Origin of the sequence: Marinococcus halotolerans DSM 16375 (assembly GCF_000420725.1) — a bacterium.
Lineage (GTDB): Bacteria > Bacillota > Bacilli > Bacillales > Marinococcaceae > Marinococcus > Marinococcus halotolerans.
Genome location: NZ_ATVM01000008.1, coordinates 15,454 through 38,607, shown reverse-complemented (window position 1 = coordinate 38,607; position 23,154 = coordinate 15,454). Strand labels below are relative to the sequence as shown.

Below are 23,154 nucleotides of genomic sequence, written 5' to 3'. Positions count from 1 at the left end.
ACGCGTGGATATTCAGCGGCTTCAGGGAAATATTAAATCACCGCTCCCTAACGTAAAGGAGAGAAAAGCCGAAAAGAACCCGTTTTCGGAAATGATGCAGACGGAGCAGGCCAAAACGTTCAACCGGCAGATGGGCATCATGATCGAACAACTCGACCAGCAGGGCAGACGTTTGATGGAGCATCAGACCATTCCGGAGTTAAAAGAGTATAAACGTCTTGTAAGAGAAATTATTACAGAACTGAAGGACCACGGTTTGAATCTGTATGAAGAAAGGTCATTTGGCAGCGACGGCCGGCTCAAAACCCACCAGCTGATTGAAAAGATCGATAAAAAATTAGTGGAAATGACAGACCAGATGCTGCAGCAGGAACAGGAGCCCCTTTCCCTTCTCGATATGACCGGGGAAATAAAAGGCATGATTATACATCTCTACGGGTAAAGGAGAGAATCTATGAGTGTAAAGGTGTTATTCATCTGTTTAGGAAACATTTGCCGTTCGCCAATGGCAGAAGCGCTTTTTCAAAAGCATCTGCAGGAAGCGGGAGTGGAAAATAAAATCAGCGTGGATTCAGCCGGTCTCGGTGATTGGCATGCAGGCTCATCCCCGCACGAAGGAACGATCGGTGTACTCGAACAGCACGGTGTTTCTGCCGGTCCGGGAACGGCCCGGGTGGTGGATGCCGGAGAAGAAGCCGATTATATTGTAGCTATGGATGAGCAGAACCTTGAGATGCTTCAGGATTTTCACGTTTCCACTAAAGACGGAAGAGTATGGAAACTGCTGGACTTTCACCCTGAGCGCCGGAGTGAAGACGTGCCTGATCCTTATTTCGATAATAATTTCGGTCACGTGTTTGAACTGGTTAATACGAGTACCTTTCATTTACTACAATGGATTAGAGAGCAGGAGAATGTATAATGGAGCATATTCAAAAAGCGATACGGTACGTGGATCCACAGGCAGAAGTAACCAATATAGCAAGTCTCTCCGGAGGAAGCATCAGCTCTGCCTACCAGGTGGATACAAACCGGCGCTCCTATTTCCTGAAATGGCATGAAGAGGCACCATATGATTTTTTCCGTCAGGAAAAACGCGGACTCGAATTCCTGCGTGAATCGGAAGCGGTGCATGTGCCTGACGTACTGCACTGGTCGAAGAAATTTATTATTATGGATATTATTCAGGGGAGCGGGGACAGCCGTACTGATGAGTGGCTTGGGATCGATCTGGCCAATCTCCACCAGTCCTCCGGGCATTATTTCGGTCTTGAGGAAGACAACTTCATCGGAGAACTGCCACAGGAAAATTCCTGGGAAACGAGCTGGGTGCGTTTTGTAAGGGATCACCGCCTGCGCCCGCAGATGGAAATCGCCAGATCCCTCGGTAAATTGACCGAGGAACGGTCCCGCCGCCTGCGCTATATTCTGGACCATCTCGGAGAATGGATACCTGACGACCGGCAGCCGGTTAAACTGCACGGAGACCTTTGGGCTGGCAATTGGCTCACAGGAGAACATGGACGTCCGTATTTGATCGATCCTGCCTGCTGGTACGGAGACTACGAATTTGACCTGGCCTTTACCCGGCTGTTTGGAGGCTTTTCGGAACGGACGTACGAAGCGTACGAAACCATCCAGCCGGTGGAAGCTGAATTTGAAGAACGGATGCCTCTTTATCAATTATACTATTTGCTTGTCCATTTAAATGTGTTCGGAGAAATGTACGGGGCGCAGGTGGACCGGGTGCTTGCATTATACAGCAGAAGCAGCTGAACGGGGCCTTTCTTTTGGAAAGGTCTTTTTTTTATGCTTTTATAATGTCTATTTTCCCGGGGGTTTGGGCAGGTTGAGAATGCAAAAAAACGGGAATAAAACTTTGGACATGAACATAAGGTTTTGACAGAGAGGGGCTTTTTGGAGTGAGAGAGACAAGAATTGCGGTTATTGGGGCGGGCCCCGGAGGACTTACCGCTGCCATGCTGCTGCAAAGTCAGGGGTTTCAGGTAAGTGTGTTCGAAAAAGACGATAAAGTAGGCGGACGCACCTCCCATGTAGACGTAGACGGTTACCGCTTTGATAAAGGCCCGACATTTTTAAGCATGCCTCATATCGTTGAGGAGATTTTTTCAGCAACCGGGAAGGACCTGGCCCACTATATTTCGTGGAACTATCTGGATCCGATGTATGAGTTATTTTTCGAAGATTCAAGCTTCCGGCCGACTTCCGATAAGCAGGAAATGAAACGAAGGATTGCTGCTTCGTTTCCAGGCGATGAAAAGGGATATGACCGCTTTATGCATGATCTGGGCAAGCGGTGGGATGCGCTGCTGCCGGTACTTGAGTATGAGCACGGGTCGCTCCTGGACTATATGAAGCCCCGGACGCTTAAAGCCCTTCCCCACCTGGCGCTCGGCAAGTCGGTGTACGACGTGCTGAGCCAGTATTTTTCCGATGAGCGGCTGAAGCTTTCTTTTACCTTTCAGTCCAAATATTTAGGAATGTCCCCGTGGGACTGCCCGGGGGCTTTCAGCATCCTTTCCTACATGGAGCATGAATACGGGATTGTGCACCCTACCGGGGGATTGAACCAAATACCAAAAGCAATGGCTAAAGCATTTGAAGAAGACGGCGGACATCTTTACCTGAATACGCCAGTAAAAAGAATCCGCACGAAAAAACAGCAGGCCGTGGGAGTGGAGCTTGAAAACGGGGAAGTGTTTGGAGCAGATGAAGTGGTGGTGAATGCTGATTTCGCCTACGCAGCTACCGAATTGTTCGATGAACCGCTGAAGAAATGGAAAAAAGAAAAAGTGGCTGATAAAGACTATTCCTGCTCGGCGTTTATGCTTTATGCCGGCGTTGACGCTACTTACCCCGAAGCGGTCCACCATTCTATCGTTTTTTCCAATGATTATAAAAAAAATGTGGAAGAAATGATTCATGAAAAGATTGTATCAGACGATCCGTCGATCTATATTCATAATCCGGCTGTTACCGATGACTCGCTCGCGCCTGCAGGGAAATCACCAATTTATATGCTTGCCCCGGTGCCAAACAACCAGAGCGGCATCGACTGGGAGGCCAACAAGGACAGCTTTCGGGACCTGGTGCTTGACCAGGTGGAAAGCCGGTCGCCGTTTAAAGGGCTCCGGGATCATATTGAAGTGGAAAAAATTTATACACCCACAGACTGGCAGATCGACAGTAACGTGTACGAAGGAGCTGTGTTCAATTTATCCCACCGCTTAAATCAAATGATGTATTTCCGGCCGCATAATAAGTTCGAAGATGTCAGAAACTGCTGGCTGGTGGGCGGAGGTACGCATCCGGGCAGCGGTCTGCCGACGATTATTGTATCCGGCCGGATTACTGCCCAGGCACTGACGGCCAAATATGCCAGGGAGCGTGCGCAATGAAAAATATTATCGTTGGAAGCGGGATCGGCGGACTGGTGACAGCTCTTTACAGGACACAGGCGGGTGAAGAAGTAACGATAGTGGAAAAGGATAAAGAAGCAGGCGGAAGGATTAAATGGGTAGAGCAGGATGGATTTAAAGTCGATGAGGGGCCGACAATCGTTCTGCTGCCCGAAACAATTAAAGCGATATTAGCTGAAGCGGGCATGAACCCGGAAGTGCTTGAAATGGAGCGGATCGATCCATTATACCGTATGGTTTTCGCCGACGGCACGGAATTTTATAAATGGAGTGACCCTGAAAAACAGAAAGAAGAAATGGCCCGGGCTTTCCCGGGGGAAGAAGATAATTTTGAAAGATTCATGCGCGATATGAAGAAAAATTTCTTCCAGGGGGAAAGGGATTTTTTATCACGTTCATTTATGCGTAAACGGGAATTTTTCACGGCAGCCAATATTCGTTCCCTGTGGCAGATGAAAGCTTATCAGTCGGTTAGAACCCAGGTGGCTGATTACTTTACAGACCCCCGGCTCCGGGACGCGTATTCCCTGCAGACGCTCTACATTGGCGGAAACCCTGCCACTACTCCCGGTATTTACTCCCTGGTCTCCTTCAGCGAACAGTATCACGGCATTTGGTATATCCACGGAGGCTATGCAATGCTGATTGAAAAAATTAAAGAAGAGCTGGATCGTCGCGGAGTAATATTTCGCTTCGAAGAAACAGCATTAAGCATCCAGACAAAGGGAGAAACATTTACTGCCTTGAAAACGGATAAGCGGGTAGAGCCGGCAGAACGGCTGATCTGCAACTGCGAGCTTCCGGCGGCAGAGCAGCTGGTGGAAAATAAATCACAAAAAAAATACACTTCTTCATCAGGATGCTTGCTAATTTACTTAGGATTAGACAAAATATATACAAAGGCATCTATACACCAGTTTTTTATGGGCAGCAATTTTGACCATCAAATGAAGCAGGTTTTTGACACAAAGGAATTGCCAGAAGAGCCGAGTATTTATGCATTCCACCCGTCTTTAATAGACTCTGCCCTCGCCCCGGAAGGTAAGAGTGTACTGTATCTGCTCGTTCCCGTGCCATCAGGAGATAACGTCGACTGGGAGGCGCAGGAAGAGTTTATCCAGTCTATTTTAGAAACGGTCGAGAACAAAGGGTTCCCGCACCTGCGTTCTTCGATTCAGTGGATGCAGGTCCGGACGCCTCAGGAAGCCGGCAGATACGGGCTGTACGAAGGAGGCAGCTTTGGCATAGCTCCGAGCTTTGCCCAGTCAGGTGCATTCCGGCCGCAGCTTAAGCCGTTTTCTTACAGCAACGTATACGCGGTAGGTGCTTCTACGCACCCCGGCGGCGGTGTCCCAATTGTCATGCAGGGAGCAAGACTGTTAGCAGAGCATCTCGGGACAGGGAGAAAGCAGGATATGTTCTGATATACAACCCGGCAGGGGACCAGCCATCGCTTGGCTTCTGAAAAGCGGGAGAGGGGATGAGAAGTATGAAATCAACGTTAGAAGAAGCATACGAAGAATGTCATCGTATTATTACAATGCACAGCAAAACTTTTTCGAAGGCATTTGATATTCTGCCGCTTGAAAAAAGGCGGGGCGTCTGGGCTGTCTATGCTTTTTGCCGGACGGTCGATGATATTGTGGATGAAGGAGAAAACCCGGAGCAGGAATTAAAGGAATTTGAAACAATGTTTCATCAATTTCTTCGCGATCCATTTTATCAGCCGTCCCTGCAATGGATTGCACTAAGAGATACTTTCGAACGTTTCGATATGGAAGTCGAGCCCTTTTTGGACATGATCCAGGGGCAGTATATGGATCTGGAAAAAATTTTTTATTACGCACTGGAAGAAGTTGAAGGGTATTCCTATTATGTAGCAGGAACTGTAGGTCTGATGCTTCTGCCTATCCTTTCCCCGGAGCGTTTTGAACACCTGAAACCAGGAGCGATTGCCCTGGGAAAAGCGATGCAGCTGACAAATATTCTTCGGGATGTAGGTGAAGACCTGGAGCGCGGGCGTATTTATTTTCCAGTTGAAATACTTGAAAAGCATGGTTATACCACGAGGGATCTTTATGAGCACCGCCTTGATCCGTCATTTGTCCGGGCGTGGGAAGAAACTGCCGCGCGCGCAGAGGAACTGTATACAGAGGCACTTGAATCTATTGAACAGTACCCGAAGGATGCGAGGTATCCTGTCAAAGGCGCTGCTTACATGTATCAGGCAATTTTAGAATCGGTACGAAAAAATAATTACCAGGTGTTTAAGGAGCGGGCCTACGTGTCCAAACGGGACAAATGGAGTATTTTAAAAAGGCTGTCCTCCTAAAAATATCCAGCAGGGCTGGGAGAAGTCCAATTAAAAAAATCATTCAGGCAGAACCTCTGCCTGTTTTTTCGTGTATAGAAAATAAATTCTTAAATTGGTATTTTATGTATGTTAATATAGACATGAATACATAAGACTAAAACCGCGGGACGTAATTATAGCCGGCGGTTTTAGTCTGCTTATATACAGAGGCAGCAGGGGGAATTTCATGAAAAGAAGGACCAGGCTGCTGATAGCCGGTGCCATCATTTTCATCGCAGTGCTCAGCATTTATGTAGGTTATCCGTGGCTTAAAGAAATGGAAAAGCAGACAGCGGGAGCAGAGCAGGAAAGTGAAAACGATTCAGAAGAAGAGGCGGACGAGGAGCATCAGCTGACAGAAGCAGAAAAGAAAGTGCAGCGGGAAGGGGAAATGAAAAATTACATCGCAGCACGTCATGACCGTTGGAATGATCTGACGGGCTACGGGGGTGAAAAAATGGTGGAGGCAGAAAACATTCAAAAACCTGAAGAAAAAATAGAAAAGCTAAAGTCACTGGCCGCGCAGACAGATAACCCTGATTTAGCCAGAGATCTTCGTAATGCTGCCGCGTGGAATGAACGCTTTCAGCAGAAAGAGCAAACTGATACCGAAGAAGAACAAACGGCAGAGACCATTCACCGTATATTTCATGATCTGGATGTGTATTACAACGGCCACGGACAAGAGCCATTTGGGGTCACGCACGTAGATGAGGGAAAGTATGCGGAAAGGACTGATCTATGAGTTGGGCATAAGTTAAACCACCGGGCCTGCGCCCGGTGGTTTAGTTCGTTTTAGAAGTACTATTGCTTAATCCGTGGAGCCAAGCTTAGTTATTGCCTTTATTGTTTGGATCCAGCTGATTTTTTCCTTCTTCCTGTGGTTCAATATCTGCCTGATCATCTTTTCTTTTTATTTCTTCTTCCGGGGACTCCTGGATATTTTGGTTGGCACTGCTTTCAGAGGAAGAGGCGCTGGAATTATCAGAGGAAGAAACCTGTTCAGCTCCCTGTTTTGCCTGATCCTTCACTCCTTCAAGCTCCTGTTCAGCTTCTTTAGCTGTGTCAGCTACATCCTTCAGCTCATCACCGGCTTCTTTAGCTGTGGACACTACGCCTTCGGAATCTTTTTTCACCTGCTGGATCTGCTCAATAATGTCTTTACCGTAATCGTTGTAGATCTCCTGCAGCTGGGTCGTTGCCTGCTTGGCAAGCTCTACTGTGCGCTGGAAGCGGCTTTTCAGTTCATCCGTGTCGACTTCCTGGTTCGCTTTATTTACTTTATCCTTAATGCCTTCACTACTGCCACTCCCGCTGCTGCTGGTACTTCCGGAGCTTTTCGTATACCAGTATACGCCCCCTCCGATAGCAGCGGCTGAAAGTGCAATAATTGGCAGTGTCTTTTTGGTTGATGTGTTACTCATTATATCTACTCCTTTTTGTTTTAAAATATGGAAGTAACGGTTCGAAAAATTAAAAAAGTCAGCAAAGAAAAAGCTTTCTTTTGCTGGCTCATGAGTTAGCTTAGTATCCAACCATTACCGCCGTGCCTATTATGCAAAGTAAGAATGAACTATAAACATATATCCTTTATGCTTCTTCACTAAACATCCTACAGAATGTTTGTATAGACGTTGTGGTTAACAAAATTTCTGATAATAGCGTTCACTTCGTCGGCGGCTCTGGTAGGCAGCTGGTGAACTTTACCCTGAATATGAACATTATGCATACCGGGAAGATACGATTTAAAGTCGTGCTGATGTTTTTTTACAAACACATCGTTGCTGCCAAATATCGTAAGCACTGGGCAGGTGATATAAGGGAGAAGACCGCTGCTGTCATAATACCTGCCGTTCAAATACATCTGCTCCATCACGCCGGGGTCGCTGTTTTCAATATTTGTTTCGATGCGTGCCTGCTGGTCCTGCTTTTTGGTATGAGAAAAGGCGAGACCTTTACCGAGTGTGCCGAGCAGGTTTTCGTACGTGCTCCAAATGCCAAGGCGGAATTTCCCGGCCAACAGAAACGTTCGTACTTTTGGAAAGCTGCTGATTAATACGAGTGCTTTCGTCTTTTCGGGATACCTGTAAGCAAATTCCTGGGCGGGCAGGCCGCCAAAGGAATAGCCGCAAAGAATGACCTGCCGGGCCCCGAGATGAGAGACCAGGGCATACATATCCTCCGTCCACTGTCGGATAGTGCCGTCGGCAGTGTCTCCGCATTCGCTTCTGCCGTTACCCCGGGGGTCGAAGGTAACAACCTGAAACTGATCTTCAAGCGGATGCTGCTGTTCAAAGGCCGCACAGCCGAGCCCGGGCGGGGAAATAAATAATAACACGGGGCCCTGCCCCCGCTGTTCATAATAAAGAGAGGTATTTTTTGAAGTGAAATATGGCATAAGCAGACTCCTTCGGCTTTCGTCAGCCGTAAAATTAAGTTTCTATCCTAATTCTTTTTTACCTTCAATCTGTAGAAATAAACTTCCAAGCTTGAAAACACTGTAAAAAAGCACCTTCAAGCAGACGAAAGCTTAAAGGCGCCAGGTTTTATATGCAAAGCTGGTTCTGTGTTAGTAATTAACGTTCTTTGGCGGTTTCCTCTGCTGCTTTCGGACTGGATAAAAACCAGCCGCTGACCGCAATCACAACGAGGACAATATAGAAGGAGGCTTTCCACAGCGGTGAATGGGAAAATGCTTCGGGAATAATGTGCAGAGTCGGGTGACTCAAAGAATAGACTGCGAGTTTCACACCGACCCAGCCAACGATAACGAAGGCGGTAATCTCAAGTCCTGGACGCTTTTCCAGCAGAGTAACAAATTTACCGGCGGCAAAACGCATAATAACAACACCAATTAATCCGCCGAATAAAATGACCGCGAAAATACCGCCATCAAGCCCGCCAACGGCCGGAAGCCCGGAGGCCGGAAGAGTAATGGCAAGAGCAACACCCGCAAGAATTGAGTCGACAGCAAACGCGATATCTGCAAGCTCTACCTTCAAAACAGTTTTCCAAAAGCCGGGTGATTTAGTTTCCTGTGCAGCGGCAACTGCATGCTGCTGGCGGTGGCGGACCATATGCCTAATAATGTGATTAATGGCGATGTAGAGAAGATAGGCCGCCCCGATAGCCTGCACCTGCCACACACCAGCCAGAAAACTGATGATAAACAGCGATCCAAAGCGGAAAAGAAAAGCGCCAAACAAACCATAAAACAAAGCTTTTTTTCTCTGTTTTTCAGGCAGGTCCTTAACCATTACCGCCAACACCATCGCATTATCAGCTGCTAACACACCCTCAAGCAGGACTAGTATAACCAGAACCCAGCCGTATTCCATCAATAAACCTGCATCCATTTCTTTTCTCTCCTTTGAGGAAAAGCACGAAAAAAGCCTTTTCCCTGAATGATTCGAAGGAAAAGGCATAAAATAACCTTTTCCTCCCCGAAATTGTTGCGGAGAAGAAAAGGTCTCGCTTATAGTCGGATAACTACCATCAGCACCGGGGCGTGAAGGCCCGTCATGACGATGCAGATGCAGGAAAGCTACTCCCCTTTTATTCTATGTTAATCATATTCCGAAGCACAGATAAAGTCAATCTTTATTCGCTGAATATCAGAATAAAGCTTAAAAGTAATAAAAGACCCGGGTCCCTGCTGTGTAAACGGTTTTGAAATCTATAGGCAGAGACTATATACTATGGATAAAGCATTTATTTCACGGAAAATAAAAGGAGAAAGGTATGCCGGATTCAAGAAAAAACCTACGCTACTATTTTGAAGACCAACCGCTGCACGGAACCTTTTTCATTTATCGGATGGACAACACTATCGTAAACAGCGCAGCAGCAGACGTGAGTATCTGTGATCTTTCCGGCGGAGGCATGCGGTTCTTTTCCCGTTTGAATCTGCCGGTCACAGACCGGGTGCTTTTGACTTTTTCCTTTCGTTCGCTTCATAAAAACTTTATTCTTCACGGCCATATAAAAAGAAAGGAAAAACAAAGCGACGGCTGCATGTACGGCGTCTTTTTCCCGGATGAAGTCAACGATCAAAAAAATGACCTGGTGCGCACGGTCCATCAATTAAACCTTGAACAAAAAGCGCGCAAGCATTGAGACGACGGCACTGAAAATCTTTGTTCATCCAACATGTATATATAAGAGGAGGGTCTGTATGGATAACGATCTATTAAAAGAGCTGCTGCTCATCGCCCGTATTGCTGCTAACGAAGAGGGGACTATTACCCCGGATGACGCCAATGAAGAGGCTCATTTTGATTATTTGATCGAAGAAGCGATGCTCGAAGCAGAAAAAATAACAGACGACGAAGAAAAAGTCGAATATGTGGACCCGGTAGTTACAGAAAAGGGCAGCCGCTTTATCGATGTGTAACCTAAGCCCCCTTGTGAGAGAGAAATATCAAGATGGTATTTTAATATAAACAGACCCTCCAGCTTCAGTGCCGGAGGGTCTGTTGTCCAGGGGAGCTCGTTTTTTACTGGGCCGCCATACCGCCATCAATACGATACTGAGAACCACTAATAAAGCTTGATTCATCCGAAGCAAGGAATAAAGCGAGATTTGCAATGTCTTCAGATTCTCCGTAGCGGTTCATTGGGATCGCCTGCTCCTGCTCGGTACGCGCGGATTCAGCATCATCCGGGTTAAACCCTTTTTCAAGTGAACGCATCATTCGTGTATTTACCGGTGATGGGTGAATAGAGTTTACGCGTACATTGGAATCTGCCACTTCGAGCGCCGCCGTTTTGGTCAGGCCGACCACCCCGTGTTTAGAGGTAGTATATGGACTAACGCCCGGCGTACCCATTAAACCGGCAACAGAGGAAGTGTTAATAATGCTGCCGCTGTTTTGCTTCGCCATGACGGGCATTACATATTTTAAGCCGAGAAAGCTTCCTAATACGTTGACGTTCATCACCTTCATAAAATCCTCTGCCGTCTGTTCCGGAATAGGAGCTACTTTGCCTTCGATACCTGCGTTGTTAAAAAACACATCTACCGTGCCAAACTGCTGCACAGTCTGATCCACGTAATTTTTAACATCTTCTTCATTGGTAACGTCGGCCATCGTTGTTTCTACAGGACCGTACTCATCGAGTTCAGCTTTAACACTGTCCAATGCCTCCTGATTCATATCAACGAGCATCACGTTGGCGCCTTCCTGAAGGAATTTCTTAGCAGCAGCTTTGCCGATGCCTCCCGCTCCCCCAGTTATTATCGACGTATACCCTTCTAGTCTTTTCATGAGAAAAGCACTCCTTCCATGTGAAGGTTTATTTTATAAAATGATTCTTTTATTGTTTTTCCCTCAGTCTAAAGATGTAAAACTGAGATAGAGATGTGTCAGCTTTTTCTGCATCTAAAGGCCTGCCATTCATATAAACAGAAAAAAGCACGTGCTTGGCACATGCTTTGAAAATCAATGAGTGGTGTTAACGGTGTGGGGGAGAGAAGCGAGAGGCTCCTCCTGCGGCCTGGCGAAATAATATCCTTGAAACAGCTCGTAGCCTATATTGGCTAAGTAGTCGGCATCTTCTTTACGTTCAACTCCTTCAGCAAGCGGCTGGGATCCGGTGTGGGCAGCTACCTGCAGCAGCGATGCCGCGACTTTTTGTTTTTTGGGGTCGCGGCTTACGCCGTCAGAATATTCCCTGGCCAGTTTCACAATATCCGGCTCAAGATAGGACAGCTTTTTGAGATCATTAGCCCCGGTGCCTACGTCGTCTAAAGCATATTTAAAACCGTGCTCCCGGTAATAGTTTAGAATACCTTTTAAATGATCAATATCCTGGACTTCATCGCTTTCTACAACTTCAAAAACTACGTTTTCCGGCGGGATATTCATTTCATTGATCAGACGAATGGTCGTCGATAAACAGTGTTCAGGTACGTAAATAGCGGTTGGGATAAAATTGATAAAAATGAGTTTATCTTTAATGACGGCTGCATTTCTGACAGAAGCCATCCGGCAGGCGCGGTCAAGCGCAAACAGCCGGTGGCGGATGCGTGCCGCCTCGAGCAGGAAGAATGGGGCGATGGTACTTCCATCTGCTGCTTTTCCGCGGGAAAGCAGCTCGTGCCCAACAATAGTATAGCTTCCGTTCTCAGGCCGGACGATAGGCTGGTAATGCGAGTGAATCTGCTCCCGGTCAATAATGTCATCGATCCAGTCTGCTTCTTTATAAGCATGGAGGGCATGGAGCGGCTGTCTGTTAGCTTCGTCTTCTAAAGGGGCGTCCTTTTTCGCCCGAAAAATAAAAATCTCTTCTGGGTTGTAATGAATTTCCAGGTAATCCAGTAAATCAAAAGCAATGGGCTCCTCCATCCATATCGTCTGGTGATTTATTTCCTGCCATTGATTTTCCCCGTATTCATTGAAATAAGGCTTGAGCAGGGAAGGAGACTGGTCGTTTTCAAAAATGAAAGTATAGCCCTGGTGGGCGGGCATGCAAACGTCGCAACCGTTCTTCATAGGTGACCTCCAAATGATATCGTTTTAATAATAATATCGGCTAAAGAACGATGCATTCAAGTGTTAAATAAGAAGTTTCGCCTGAAAGAGGAGCAGCGGGAGGCAGATAACGTCTATTTGGACACTGATGTTTAAATCTTGCTGTGAAAGGTAACTAAAATAAAGTGATCATTGGCAAGAACCTGGATTCTTTATCGATGAGATGTATTAGACTAGCCAATTATATGTAAAAATAGGGATAATTTTATAAAGGAGGAAAGCGATTATGATTAATTTGAAGCAGGAAGGTAAGCTTGGCTTCGGTACCGCGCCACTTGGAAATATGTACCGTGATATATCCGAAGAGGAAGCTCATAAAACAATTGAAACAGCGTGGGAATACGGCATTCGTTATTTTGATACCGCTCCTTTCTACGGAGCAGGTCTTGCAGAACAGCGGCTGGGGAAAGCGCTCGCCAGGCATAATCGCGACGATTTTGTATTAAGTACGAAAGTTGGCCGTTATATTTCCGAAGAAACGGAAGAAAAAGAGGGATTGTTTGCCCACGGCCGTAAAAATAAAGTGATTGAGGATTATACTGCAGAAGGCACGCGCCGGTCGATCGAGCAGAGCCTGGAGCGCCTGCAGATGGACCGGATCGACTTTGTGAATGTGCATGACATCTCTCCGGATTTTAAGGGAGACGAATGGCTCGCCAAGTTTGAAGAGGCAAGAACAGGTGCCTTCCGTGAACTGACGAAACTCCGGGATGAGGGCGTCATTCAATCCTGGGGCATTGGAGTGAACCGGACGGAGCCGATAGAGCTGGCTCTCGATCTTGAAAATTCCAACCCGGATATCAGCCTGCAGGCAACCCGTTACACGCTGCTGAACCATGAACATGCTCTGCAGCGCTTAATGCCGGCAGCGGAGACTCAGGATGTGAGCATTATTGTCGGTGCACCGTTTGGCTCAGGTGTACTCGCCGGCGGCTCGACGTACGAATACTCGGATATCCCGCCGGAAATTGCTTCCCGCGTTGAGCAGATGAAATCCATTGCCGATCGTCATAATGTGAGTCTGATTGCAGCATCCCTGCAATTTTCAGCCGCTCATCCCGCAGTGGCAGCTGTCATACCGGGAGCGAGTCGTCCGCAGCGTATTCAGGACAACCTCGAAGCATTAAACGCCGATATTCCTGCAGCCTTCTGGCAGGAGCTGCGTAATGAAAAACTGGTTTCCCCCGAAGCACCGCTTCCAATTAAAGAATAATCAAGATTAAAATTTTAGCCGCCGTGCCTGTATTTAGGCGCGGCGGCTTTTTGATCCAAAGGAAAAATAAAAAAGCTGAAAAGCTCCGGCTTTATTGAACAATTAGGGTAGCGGTCATGTCTGCGTGCCCTTCACCGCATGGCACATTGCAGTAGATGTTATACTCCCCGGGCTCCTCCGGGGTGAACGTTGCTTCTCCTTCCCCCTGAATGTCGACATCAAAGCCATCGATAGCAAGGCCGTGTCCGCCTTCCTGGCTCGTTAAGCTGACGTTTACAGGCTCCCCGGCATTAACTGTATACTCTTTCTGGTCGAATTCAAAGTCAGTTGCGGTGACATCCATTGTTTGAGCCTCCGCATTTTCACTGGTGCTTTCAGAGCCGTTACCTTCATCACCGCCGCACCCGGAAAGAAAAACCATTAAGGCAAGAAAAAATGCTGATACAGGGAATTTCAACGTAAAATCTCCTTTCGATATTGTTATATGGTGTTTCAGACAAAAAATCGCGGAGAGACACCACCACTGAGAAGAAATATATCACTGACTTCACAGCTATTGTAAAACAAAATCATAATAAAGAACAAAAACTGCCTTATAGTTTGAAAGAGATTATTTAAAAATGACGGAATTTTTGTTATTTTCAAGACAGAAAAGTAGATTTAAAGACTTGATACCTTTATACTAGTTGTAGTTTCATTGATTCAGATGAGCGAATTTTTAGGAGGAGTTACTTATGGCAAAAACAGTCTGGTCCGTTGACCCTGTACACAGTGAAATTGGATTTTCGGTAAAGCACATGATGATCTCAAGAGCAAAAGGCACGTTTGATCAATTTGACGCTACGTTAAAGGTGGACGTAGAAGACTTAACAGATGCAGAAATCGAAGTAGTGATCGATGTAGCGAGTATTAATACGAGTGACGAAAACCGTGACGGTCATTTACGGTCTGCGGACTTCTTTGATGCTGAAAACTATCCCAACATGACGTTTGTAGGCAAAGAGATTAAAAAAACGGGTGAAAGTGAATACGACGTGACCGGAGATCTTACGATTAAAGGTATAACAAAGGAAGTTACCGTTGATGTCACGTATGAGGGACAAAGTAAAGATCCAATGAGTGGAAACACGGTAGCCGGCTTCAGCGGCCAGACTACCATCAACCGCAAGGAATTTGGTTTAACATGGAACGCTACGCTCGAAACAGGTGGAGTACTGGTTGGCGAAGATGTGAGAATTAATATTGAGATGGAACTGCATAAGCAGGACTAAAGCTTACGTAAATGATCATTTGAAAAAAGCCTTTTAGAGCTCCTGGGGAGATTTCTAAAAGGCTTTCCTTATTCCCTCTAGAGTGGGAAGGTTTATCCGTAGGCGCCGGCAGCTAACAGCACAAGAGCAAAAAATACTGCCAGCCCGACTGCGAGACCGAAATACAATTTGATAAAACGCCACATAGCTTTGATCGCTCCTTTCGAAGGGAAAGGTATATATTACTGCTGTAGAGCGGCTCTAATAAAAAACAACTGCGGGAAAACAGTGCACATACAGGCGGAGCATATAAAAATAATATTACCAAAAAGAGCAGGTTCTGCCCAGAAAAAGCAGACCTGCTCTTTTAATGAAAAGCTGTATCAATTACATGCTTCTATATTCTAAGACGCTGAGTCAGAGTGGTATATAAAATTTAGTTCAACTCTGTTTGTTTTCAAGAGGTTTGTTTAAATCTTCAAGGTCTTTCACATCTTTGTTGTTTCCTTCCCGTATTTCTTTCCGATACTTATCGAGACGCGCTTGTTTTTCATCCAGCTCGGCCAATACTTTTGGACAGTCTGTACTATTTTTCTTTTTCATTTCAAGCCCCTCTTTCTAATAGTTATCACTAAATTCAGTATGTTGGATTTTTATAGCTTTTACAATAGGTATATAGATGATAAATGGTTCATATGTTTAAAAATGGTAAATAAGCATGAGAATACACGAGGCTCAAGTTTATGAAAAGCAGAGACAGGGCACTGTTGAGATCATTTTATGGATAAAAAAGCAGCGCCCAAGGTGTAGGGGCGCTGCCTGTTAATCAATTGCTCTGTGTCGTTTTGTGATCCTCATTAAGAACGGTTTCCGCAATATTTACCGCGTGGTCTCCAATACGCTCTAAGTTGCTCAATATGTCAACAAATACGATACCTGCAGAACCGGAGCACTGGCCTTCATTAAGGCGCAGAATATGCTTTTTGCGCAGCTGCCGCTCAAGTCGGTCGATCTCTTCCTCCTGCGTCAGCACCCGTTCAGCAATATCATGATTATCCTGCTCGAGTGCTTCAATTGACTGAGAAAATGTGCTCGTCGTTAACTCATACATCTGATTTAAATCCTTGTATGCTTCCGGAGAAAGCGTTACTTTGTTGGACACCTGATAATCAACAAGCTCCATCAGGTTTTCTACATGATCGCTCACACGTTCAATATCTCTTGTGGTGTCCATCAGAACTGAATGCTGTCGTGAGCTTTCGGATGAAAGAGATCTTGAAGAAATGCCGGTTAAATAATTAGTAATATTTTTGTCGAGGTTATTTACGGCTTCTTCATAGCGGACAATGTTTTCCGCATTTTTTTTGTTTTTGGTTTCTAAATACGTTTCGCTTTGTTTCAGTCCCTTTTTTGCGTATGCTGCCATCCGCAGGGTTTCCAGTTTTGCCTGATCGAGGGCGATGGAAGGAGACTGCTGTATAAACAATGGGTCAAGGTGTTTTGTCTGGTAGTCAATTTCTTCTTCGCGACTCGGAATCAGCCTGGTTACGATATAGGCAAGCACGCCGACAAAAGGCAGCTGAATCAGCATGTTGGTGACGTTGAAAATTCCGTGCGCGAACGCAATCGTCATTGGCGGATTAAGCTGCAGGGTATCCTGCAGATAACTGATAAATGCGGTGTAAGGAACAAGCAGTATCAAAACAATTGCCGCCCCCAGGACGTTAAAGATTACGTGGATCATCGCTGCCCGTTTGGCTGCGACAGAGGCACCAATGGCAGCAATCACAGCCGTAATTGTCGTGCCGATATTGTCACCAAATAAAATTGGCAGTGCGGCATCAAGGGGAATGGCCCCCTGGCTGAATAATTCCTGAAGCAGCCCGATTGTTGCCGATGAGCTCTGTAGGCCTACTGTAAATAACACCCCGACGAGGACGCCAAGAAGCGGGTTAGCACTCATGCTGATTGTTAAATCGTTAAAGGCCGGAAGATTCTCTAAAGGTGCGACGCCTTCGCCCATCAGCGTTAAGCCATAAAACAGGGCTCCGAAGCCGAAAAAGGTCTGGCCGATATTGTTGGTTTTTTTGTTTTTAAAGAAAAAGATCAGTACCGTTCCAAGAAATAGAATCGGGAGAGCATAGGCTTCGAGGTCGATACCGATAATGAAAGCAGTAACAGTGGTTCCTATATTTGCGCCCATGATAACGCCGATGGCCTGGCGAAGGGTCATAAACCCTGCACTGACCAGCCCGACGGTTAAGACAGTAGTGCTTGAACTCGACTGAATGAGAATCGTGACAACCATTCCAGTAAGGACGCCCAGAAACGGATTACTTGTAAACTTATCCAAAAGGTTGCGCAGACCATCACCGGCAATCTTCTGGAGCCCGTCTCCCATGAATTTAATACCGAATAAAAAGATGCCCAACCCACCGAGAAACGTAAACAAAAGCGATTGAATATCCAAAACAATGATTCCTCCCCTTGATGTCTATCTAAAACAGGTTACTGCAATACCCTCTACAGTTTTAAAGCATGAGAACCCGTAGTGTAAATAAAGGAATTGTTAAGATTTTGTAAAGGCGGGGATGAGATCGGAGCAGAAAGGAAATTCCAGCGAAGAGAGGGAGAAGGCAGGAGAGAAGTATTCGCTTCTGTTCATTAAAAAACAGACTCTAATCCAAGAGAGTCTGTTTTGTTCATACGCATCTTTAAACATTATTATTGATAGGCGGAACGGCATGTTGAAACGTTGATATCATAAACCTCCCAGGCGGTTTTTAACGATTGAACGTCAGGAAGAAAACGAATGGTTACTCCTTGGACAGCAAATGGATGCAAAGCACGGAACAATACTTCGATATCCTCATGCAGCGCCACACAGGGTTCATCTGTAAACCAGGATAAACTTTCAGGTGTTCCTATAACAATTTCTGTGCCCTGGATGGCATAGCCGATAATCAGCGGGGTCATAGAGTGATCCCTCCTTAGATAAAGCCAGAAAGCCATCCCTCACTATTAAGCAGAAATGGCTTGAAAAACAGCTATTTTTCTATTATCCAAGCCAATTGGATTACTGTTGTCGTTGAGTAGTCTTTAGAATCCATCGGAAGGTCTTGCTGTCCAGGATTTCTACATGGTTGCTGAAAAATGAGGTTTTCTGATGGAGCTGCCAGTATTTCCGAAACAAATGCATTGTCCATTCTTCGAGGGAAAGCATCGTACGCCCGTCCGGCGGTGAGGAAGTAATACAGTAGGTGCCATAAAAGAAACGCTTAAGCCTTGGGTCTGCGTTAAGTGCAGGGGCGTCGAGCGCAATATAGGCGGCATAGTTCAGCGTTTTCGGTAAAGGGTCGTCAGTAAATAAGGAATAGTTCTGCCATTCGTGCGGATGGTAATAATACATATAAAAGGGAAGCAACAGTGCCATTTCAAAATCCTCTGCTGCCCGCTGGACAAATCCTTCTACGCTTGAAGGTTCTTTTTGTTCAAGATAACTCAACATCTCTTCATATACAGCATGCTTCATTTCGTATTTCATGAATGCTGCTCCTTTGTCCGGACCTGCAGCATTTCGGTGATAAAAAACTCATATGAAAGCATTAATAATTTTATAATCCAAGTGGGGAAACATCTGCATGCCCATTTTTTAAAACTATCATTTTTATATAAATATTTTTTCTGTTATTAATCGTATTTTCCCGATTGATGATTTTTTACTCATGCCTAAAGTTTTGTTTTTATAGTAGTAAAAAAGAGCATCATTTATACATATTTACGGAAGAAGAAAGCCTGAACAAAAGAACTTAAAAACAAGTGAAAAGTTTGGAAGAGTAAGGGTTAGCGTAAACCTTTCAACTAAACTCACATTAACGTCTAGAATCATGTACAGAAATTTTTCAGTAAATAAGCATATACTGAAGAATTTCAGTATCAACAAATTTATTATTTACGGTCTAAAGTACAAGAAAAAATACACGCCGAAACAATTGAAGGAATAAAATTTACTTGAAAGGGTTTACATAAAGAATTGAATTAATTACAATAAGTTTATATTACGAAAGCGCTTACTCTATTTTTGGGAGGTTAACATATGCAAAAGGTCAAAGTGGGTTTTTTGGGCTCAGGTTTCATTGCTTCTGTACATGGCTCTATTCTGCAGGAAGATGAGCGGGTGGAGATTACAGGAGTTGCTGACATTGTGTTGGATAATGCCAGAAAATTAGCGGAATCCCTGGAAGGAAATGTGCAGGCTGTGGAAACTCTGGAGGAACTGATTGCCTTAGGTGTTGATACTGTATACGTTACCACGCCGAATACCACGCATGTAGAGCCTGTTGTTAAATGCCTGGAAGCAGACCTGAATGTATTCAGTGAAAAACCGATGGCTGTAACCGAGGAGGGTGCTGAAGGGATCCGGACAGCAGCTAAAGGATCACAAGGTGTTTATAATTTAGGCATGAACCGCCGGTACGCAAATACGCACAAAAAAGTAAAGGAATGGATTGAGGAAGGAGCACTCAACCCCCATCTCGGCCAGTTCAAGCTCAACCGCGGAGAACTTCTGAAGCCTGCATGGACAGCAGACTCGAATAAAACAGGTGGATTCCTGTATGAAACGACCATTCATCAAATCGATCTGCTTCCTTACTTTTTCGGCCCGGTGAAAACCATACGGTGTGAAGCCAGACAAAACATTTCTGATAATGAATTTGATGATTTCGCAGTGCTGGTAACATTTGAAAATGGCGGTATTGCTACGCTTATTTCCTCCGCTCATTCCGGCTGGAGCTTCCCGTTTGAAACGATCGAAATTTACGGGAAATATTCTACAGCCACAACAGCAGAGCTTGAAACAGTTCGTTTGTCACCCGGACTGGAGCAGCAGATGATAGCTGAGGATTACACGCAGGTCCCATTTTATGAAAAGGGCGGCTATATCGAAGAAGACAGACTATTCATCGACGCGCTGATTAATAACACGGACCCGCCGGTGGATGTAGATGATGCTTATCAGTTAACAATGCTCATAAATGCTATTTATGAAAGCGCAAGAACAGGCGAAGAAATAGATTTTGCAAGCCGCGTAAAAGCATTAAAGGAAACATAAAATTTTTAGCAATTTACTTAAGCGCTTAAGTAAATGCTAAAAGATAAGCACAAACAATCCCCGAAAAGAGAGAATACATGGAGGTGGAGAAACAGTGGGTGAAGAAAAGAAAACGATTAATGTTGGAATGGTGGGCTATAAAATGATGGGAAGAGCCCACAGCCATGCGTACCGCGACGTTCCCTTTTATTTTGACAGTCCGGTAACGCCCAGACTCGATACGATCGTCGGAAGGGACTCTTCGCGGGTTGGGCCGGCCGCTGAAAAGATGGGCTGGGCTCGTCATGCCACAGACTGGCGTTCCCTTATTAACCGCAGCGATATTGATTTAGTTGATATAGTAACCCCCAATGATACCCACAGTGAGATTGCGATTGCAGCAGCAGAAGCCGGTAAGCACGTGCTGTGCGAAAAGCCACTGGCATTATCGGTGGAGGAAGCAGTCCGGATGCGTGATGCTGTGAAGAAAAACAATGTTACTCATATGCTCTGCCACAATTACCGGTTTGCCCCGGCAGTACAGTTTGCCAAACAGCTGATTGACAGTGGAAAACTGGGGCGTATTTATCACATCCGGGCCACGTTTCTGCAGGATTGGCTGATGGATCCGAATTATCCGCTTACCTGGCGCATGCAGAAAAATATTTCAGGATCGGGCACGCTTGGCGATCTGGGCGCCCATATCATTGATCTCGCCAGATTTCTGGTTGGTGAGTTTGACGAAGTAGCGGGGATGATGAAGACCTTTGTTAAAGAGCGGCCACTTGGTGATACCGTGCACAATCTCCAGACAGAGATTCGTGAAGGCGAGTGGGGCGAAGTGACGGTAGATGACGCCTCCGCTTTTCTTGCCACCTTCGAAAACGGGGCGATGGGCACATTTGAAGCCTCCCGGTTCAGCCGTGGCAACCGTGCGGGCAACCGTTTTGAGATCAATGGAGAAAAAGGATCCGTCCGCTGGGATATGGAAAACATGAACAATTTAGAAGTTTACTTTGAAGAAGACGAAGCCGGGATCCAGGGATTCAAAACCATCAACTGTACGGAAGCAGAGCACCCTTTTGCCGGGAATTATTGGCCGGCAGCCCATATCCTCGGATACGAGCACACCTTCGTCAATTTGATTGCTTCTCTGATGGACAATATTGGGGATCAAACGAGTGCAGCACCGAACTTTGAAGACGGGGTGAGGAATCAGGCAATCCTGGAGGCCGTCGAGCGTTCCGTAAACAAACGCGGGTGGACAGCCGTTTCTGACATTTATAAACCAGAAAGTGTTGAAATTAACTAAAGGAGGACGTGTCATGGCACAGCAGGATATACGAGTAGCAGTGTTAGGTCTTGGAAGACTGGGGATGTTTCACGCAAGCAACATGATGAATAAAGTAAAGGGTGCAGAGCTCACGCTGATTTGCGACCCCATCGTCGAGCATGCAGAAAGGGCTGCCGATCAGCTTGGGGTGCCGGCGTGGACCGCGGATCCGGAGGAAGTGTTCGAGAACCCGGACATTGATGCAGTAGTCATCGTTACCCCGACGAGCACGCATGCAGATATGATCAAGCAGGCAGCAGCGCACGGCAAGCAGATATTTGTGGAAAAACCGCTCACGTCCACGATAGAAGAAGCAGATGAAGTCATTGAAGCGGTAAAAAAAGCGGACGTCATCTGCCAGGTTGGCTTTATGCGCCGTTACGACCCGGGATACTTTGATGCCAAACAGCGTATCGATGCCGGTGAAATCGGCAAACCGATTTATTTTAAAGGCTTCACCCGCGACAGCGGTTCTCCGCCGGCCTCCTTTATTAAAAACAGCGGCGGTATCTTTCTGGACTGCTCGATTCACGATTATGATATCGCACGGTATTTAATGAGCTCGGAAATCTCCTCGGTTTCCGGACACGGACGGATTTTGATGAATCCATTCATGGAAGAATACAACGATGTCGACCAGGCCATTACGTACCTGGAGTTTGAAAACGGCGGGGCGGGCGATGTGGAAGCAAGCCGGAACTCCCCGTACGGTCATGACATCCGGGCCGAAATAATTGGAACAGAAGGAGCCATTTTTGTCGGTTCCCTGCGTAACAGCGACGTCACGGTTCAAAGCAGCACAGGGAGCAATCATGAAATTGTGCCGAATTTCCAGATGAGGTTTCGTGAAGCGTATGTGCAGGAGCTTGAACAATTTATCAAATGTGTTAAAGGCGAAGAAAGCCCGCGGGTGACATCAGTGGATTCGAAAATCAACATGCAGGTAGCGCTCGCAGCCACCCGTTCCTATATGAATAACGGGGAGCGGATCAATATGCAGGAGCTGTACCAGGATAAGGTATATGTACTGTAAAAGGTAAAAGGGGGAAAACAATGCTGTATGGATTAAACGGCTCTACAACGGATCAATGCACATTAGAAGAAGATATTCTCGTAGCCGAGCATGCAGGCTATGATGTAGTGGAGCTTAGGACGTATAAGCTTGAAGCCTTTTTGAAGAAGCATACGCTCGAAGATCTGACTAAGCTGTTCGAGCGGAGTTCCGTCAAGGCAGATGCCATCAACGCCATCGAATTCTTCAACCTGAAGCAGGGAGAGGAGCGGGAGCAGGTATTAAAAGATACAGAAAAATGGTGCCAAATCGCCCATGCAGCTGGTTCCTCCTATGTTATTGCTGTGCCGAGCCCGAGGCCGCCGGACGTGTCAGATGAAAAGATCGTCAAAGACAGCGTGCAGATGCTTCAGGAAATGAGCGACATTGCAGAAAAATATCAGGTGAACATTGCACTCGAATTTATAGGCATCCAGGATTTTTCGGTGAAAACCCTTGAAGCTGCGAGAAAGATTATGGATGAGGTTAACCGTGAAAATGTCGGTCTCGTTTTAGACGTTTTTCACTTTTACACCGGCGGCTCGTTTCTGGACGCTATCGATGACACGCCTTCAGAAAAAATATTTGTGTTCCATATTAATGATGCAGAACACGCACGAATAGAAGAGCTAGAAGATAAAGACCGTATCTTTCCGGGGCTTGGAGTCATTCCTTTAAAGGAAATCGGAGAAAGAGTGCAAAAAACGGGACAAATACGTATGGTCGGTCTGGAGCTCTTCCGGCCCGACTACTGGGAAATGGAGAAATACGACTTAGGAGAGCAGTCTTACCGGTATGTCAAAGAGGCATTGGATAAAATGTTTGCGTAAAGGTCAGATAATTCTTACAAATGACTTTTCATCAGTCAGTAAAAAGCTGACAGTGAATA

Annotated in this window: 25 protein-coding genes; 15 read left to right on the top strand and 10 right to left on the bottom strand. The window is 46.0% G+C overall.

Annotated features, from left to right (window positions below):
- The first annotated feature begins 4 nt into the window (after nucleotides 1–4).
- The 7 genes from G548_RS17650 (at nucleotide 5) to G548_RS0107550 (ending at nucleotide 6,538) form a co-directional block, all read left to right on the top strand.
- Nucleotides 5–442 (top strand): YaaR family protein, encoded by a 438-nt coding sequence (locus tag G548_RS17650; protein ID WP_022793561.1) that lies wholly within the window; start codon nucleotides 5–7, stop codon nucleotides 440–442.
- Nucleotides 443–454: 12 nt separating this feature from the next.
- Complete coding sequence (locus G548_RS0107575) at nucleotides 455–922, top strand: low molecular weight protein-tyrosine-phosphatase (protein WP_022793560.1); 468 nt, start codon at nucleotides 455–457, stop codon at nucleotides 920–922.
- Complete coding sequence (locus tag G548_RS0107570) at nucleotides 922–1,776, top strand: fructosamine kinase family protein (RefSeq protein ID WP_022793559.1); 855 nt, start codon at nucleotides 922–924, stop codon at nucleotides 1,774–1,776. Before G548_RS0107575 ends, G548_RS0107570 begins: the two co-directional genes overlap by 1 nt.
- A 146-nt stretch (nucleotides 1,777–1,922) precedes the next feature.
- Nucleotides 1,923–3,419, top strand: coding sequence for a phytoene desaturase family protein (locus G548_RS0107565; RefSeq protein ID WP_022793558.1), 1,497 nt, complete (start codon nucleotides 1,923–1,925; stop codon nucleotides 3,417–3,419).
- Nucleotides 3,416–4,864 carry a phytoene desaturase family protein gene (locus G548_RS0107560; RefSeq protein WP_022793557.1) on the top strand — a complete coding sequence of 483 codons (1,449 nt, stop codon included), beginning with the start codon at nucleotides 3,416–3,418 and terminating at the stop codon, nucleotides 4,862–4,864. The genes G548_RS0107565 and G548_RS0107560 overlap by 4 nt, the downstream gene beginning before the upstream one ends.
- Nucleotides 4,865–4,929: 65 nt before the next feature.
- Entirely contained in the window at nucleotides 4,930–5,772 is an 843-nt protein-coding gene (locus G548_RS0107555) for a phytoene/squalene synthase family protein (RefSeq protein ID WP_022793556.1), read from the top strand.
- Nucleotides 5,773–5,980: 208 nt separating this feature from the next.
- Complete coding sequence (locus G548_RS0107550) at nucleotides 5,981–6,538, top strand: hypothetical protein (RefSeq protein WP_022793555.1); 558 nt, start codon at nucleotides 5,981–5,983, stop codon at nucleotides 6,536–6,538.
- Between the two features lie 85 nt (nucleotides 6,539–6,623).
- On the opposite strand, the gene G548_RS0107545 is transcribed toward G548_RS0107550, so the two are convergent.
- The 3 genes from G548_RS0107545 to G548_RS0107535 all read right to left on the bottom strand — a co-directional run bounded on the left by G548_RS0107545 (nucleotide 6,624) and on the right by G548_RS0107535 (nucleotide 9,149).
- Entirely contained in the window at nucleotides 6,624–7,217 is a 594-nt protein-coding gene (locus G548_RS0107545; RefSeq protein ID WP_022793554.1) for a hypothetical protein, read from the bottom strand.
- Between the two features lie 188 nt (nucleotides 7,218–7,405).
- Nucleotides 7,406–8,191: an alpha/beta fold hydrolase gene (locus G548_RS18745; protein ID WP_022793553.1), complete on the bottom strand. Its 786-nt coding sequence runs from the start codon at nucleotides 8,189–8,191 to the stop codon at nucleotides 7,406–7,408.
- 178 nt (nucleotides 8,192–8,369) lie between these two features.
- A complete protein-coding gene (locus G548_RS0107535; RefSeq protein ID WP_022793552.1) occupies nucleotides 8,370–9,149 on the bottom strand; it encodes a TerC family protein in 780 nt (259 codons plus the stop codon).
- Between the two features lie 385 nt (nucleotides 9,150–9,534).
- Here G548_RS0107535 and G548_RS0107530 point away from each other — a divergent pair, with 385 nt between their 5' ends.
- Both G548_RS0107530 and G548_RS0107525 read left to right on the top strand, forming a co-directional pair.
- Entirely contained in the window at nucleotides 9,535–9,909 is a 375-nt protein-coding gene (locus G548_RS0107530; RefSeq protein WP_022793551.1) for a PilZ domain-containing protein, read from the top strand.
- 58 nt (nucleotides 9,910–9,967) lie between these two features.
- Nucleotides 9,968–10,186, top strand: coding sequence for a hypothetical protein (locus G548_RS0107525; protein ID WP_022793550.1), 219 nt, complete (start codon nucleotides 9,968–9,970; stop codon nucleotides 10,184–10,186).
- Between the two features lie 103 nt (nucleotides 10,187–10,289).
- Here G548_RS0107525 and G548_RS0107520 read toward each other — a convergent pair whose 3' ends face one another.
- Together G548_RS0107520 and G548_RS0107515 are read right to left on the bottom strand one after the other, a co-directional pair.
- Entirely contained in the window at nucleotides 10,290–11,060 is a 771-nt protein-coding gene (locus G548_RS0107520) for an SDR family NAD(P)-dependent oxidoreductase (protein ID WP_022793549.1), read from the bottom strand.
- Between the two features lie 174 nt (nucleotides 11,061–11,234).
- Entirely contained in the window at nucleotides 11,235–12,287 is a 1,053-nt protein-coding gene (locus G548_RS0107515) for an EAL domain-containing protein (protein ID WP_022793548.1), read from the bottom strand.
- A gap of 265 nt (nucleotides 12,288–12,552) precedes the next feature.
- Here G548_RS0107515 and G548_RS0107510 point away from each other — a divergent pair, with 265 nt between their 5' ends.
- Nucleotides 12,553–13,539 (top strand): aldo/keto reductase, encoded by a 987-nt coding sequence (locus tag G548_RS0107510; RefSeq protein WP_022793547.1) that lies wholly within the window; start codon nucleotides 12,553–12,555, stop codon nucleotides 13,537–13,539.
- 91 nt (nucleotides 13,540–13,630) lie between these two features.
- On the opposite strand, the gene G548_RS0107505 is transcribed toward G548_RS0107510, so the two are convergent.
- Nucleotides 13,631–13,996, bottom strand: coding sequence for a cupredoxin domain-containing protein (locus G548_RS0107505; RefSeq protein WP_022793546.1), 366 nt, complete (start codon nucleotides 13,994–13,996; stop codon nucleotides 13,631–13,633).
- Nucleotides 13,997–14,273: 277 nt separating this feature from the next.
- On the opposite strand from G548_RS0107505, the gene G548_RS0107500 reads away from it, so the two are divergent.
- Entirely contained in the window at nucleotides 14,274–14,810 is a 537-nt protein-coding gene (locus G548_RS0107500) for a YceI family protein (protein ID WP_022793545.1), read from the top strand.
- A 420-nt stretch (nucleotides 14,811–15,230) separates the two neighbouring features.
- Here G548_RS0107500 and G548_RS19165 read toward each other — a convergent pair whose 3' ends face one another.
- From G548_RS19165 to G548_RS0107475, 4 genes are all read right to left on the bottom strand, one after another.
- Complete coding sequence (locus G548_RS19165) at nucleotides 15,231–15,392, bottom strand: hypothetical protein (RefSeq protein ID WP_022793543.1); 162 nt, start codon at nucleotides 15,390–15,392, stop codon at nucleotides 15,231–15,233.
- A gap of 223 nt (nucleotides 15,393–15,615) precedes the next feature.
- The gene (locus G548_RS0107485; protein WP_027847265.1) at nucleotides 15,616–17,265 is read right to left on the bottom strand and encodes a Na/Pi cotransporter family protein; all 1,650 of its coding nucleotides are present in this window, start codon (nucleotides 17,263–17,265) and stop codon (nucleotides 15,616–15,618) included.
- 248 nt (nucleotides 17,266–17,513) lie between these two features.
- Complete coding sequence (locus G548_RS0107480; protein ID WP_022793541.1) at nucleotides 17,514–17,765, bottom strand: hypothetical protein; 252 nt, start codon at nucleotides 17,763–17,765, stop codon at nucleotides 17,514–17,516.
- A gap of 100 nt (nucleotides 17,766–17,865) precedes the next feature.
- Nucleotides 17,866–18,333 carry a hypothetical protein gene (locus G548_RS0107475; protein WP_022793540.1) on the bottom strand — a complete coding sequence of 156 codons (468 nt, stop codon included), beginning with the start codon at nucleotides 18,331–18,333 and terminating at the stop codon, nucleotides 17,866–17,868.
- Nucleotides 18,334–18,885: 552 nt separating this feature from the next.
- On the opposite strand from G548_RS0107475, the gene G548_RS0107470 reads away from it, so the two are divergent.
- The 4 genes from G548_RS0107470 (at nucleotide 18,886) to G548_RS0107455 (ending at nucleotide 23,095) form a co-directional block, all read left to right on the top strand.
- A complete protein-coding gene (locus G548_RS0107470; protein WP_022793539.1) occupies nucleotides 18,886–19,902 on the top strand; it encodes a Gfo/Idh/MocA family protein in 1,017 nt (338 codons plus the stop codon).
- 94 nt (nucleotides 19,903–19,996) lie between these two features.
- Complete coding sequence (locus G548_RS0107465) at nucleotides 19,997–21,193, top strand: Gfo/Idh/MocA family protein (protein WP_022793538.1); 1,197 nt, start codon at nucleotides 19,997–19,999, stop codon at nucleotides 21,191–21,193.
- 13 nt (nucleotides 21,194–21,206) lie between these two features.
- Nucleotides 21,207–22,247, top strand: a complete 1,041-nt coding sequence (locus G548_RS0107460; RefSeq protein WP_022793537.1) for a Gfo/Idh/MocA family oxidoreductase — start codon at nucleotides 21,207–21,209, stop codon at nucleotides 22,245–22,247.
- 20 nt (nucleotides 22,248–22,267) lie between these two features.
- Entirely contained in the window at nucleotides 22,268–23,095 is an 828-nt protein-coding gene (locus G548_RS0107455) for a sugar phosphate isomerase/epimerase family protein (RefSeq protein WP_022793536.1), read from the top strand.
- Nucleotides 23,096–23,154 lie beyond the last annotated feature (59 nt).